This window comes from Sphingobium sp. (genome assembly GCF_033795625.1).
GTDB lineage: Bacteria > Pseudomonadota > Alphaproteobacteria > Sphingomonadales > Sphingomonadaceae > Sphingobium.
This window is the reverse complement of sequence record NZ_JARYGI010000126.1, coordinates 1-687: the sequence shown is the minus strand read 5'-3', so window position 1 is coordinate 687 and position 687 is coordinate 1. Positions and strand designations below refer to the sequence as shown.

The following is a 687-nucleotide window of genomic DNA, read 5'->3' as shown; positions in this document are numbered from 1 at the left end:
AAGCTGAGCTGGTTCATGTCGATTCTGCCTCGTCGGCTGCCTCGGCCACAACCGCCTCGATCGAGGTACAGCGATAGGGCGCGCACGCGGCGATCGTCGCTTTCGACGGGCGCGGCTTTGAGTAAGCACCCCCATCCATCCATGAAGCGGTCTTGGTCACACCATCCGCTTCGGCAAGGGCCACCATCACGTCGTGCGGCATGACATACCAATCACCGGCGATCGGGAACGCCACCCATATGTCACGGTCAAGGTACTTGCGGTCAATCGTCCAGCGGCCTTTGAGCTGCACCTTGCGAACAAGGCCGTCGCTCTCGCGGTAAAGGATAAAATCAACCCCGCCGTCATAGACGGGCAGGAAGGCATTGAAGCCCTGATCCAGCGCGAGGCTCACGACCGTGTTGCGGTTAATGACCTCGCGGACCTGGCTGCGATAGCGGCTCATTCCGTAGGTGGATTGGGTTGCAGTCGGCGCGCGACCTCAGCTTCGTACTCGCCTCCCGCCTCTTCAAGTTTGTCGATCACCGATGCCCAACCGGGGCCGGGAAACTTAGAGGCGTTACGCCGCGTCTGCGCGACCAGCTCACCCCATAGGCGGTGCGCTTCCGACGGCTCTGTTGCAAAAATCGTGAAGCTTGAGCATGCTTGGCGGAGATTGAACGGATGGAGCGATGACGGATTTCAAGT

Annotated in this window: 1 protein-coding gene; it reads right to left on the bottom strand. The window is 60.3% G+C overall.

The features are described 5' to 3' along the window. Nucleotides 1-13: 13 nt before the first annotated feature. A complete protein-coding gene (locus tag QHC67_RS18960; RefSeq protein WP_319296722.1) occupies nt 14-445 on the bottom strand; it encodes a hypothetical protein in 432 nt (143 codons plus the stop codon). Between the last annotated feature and the right edge of the window lie 242 nt (nt 446-687).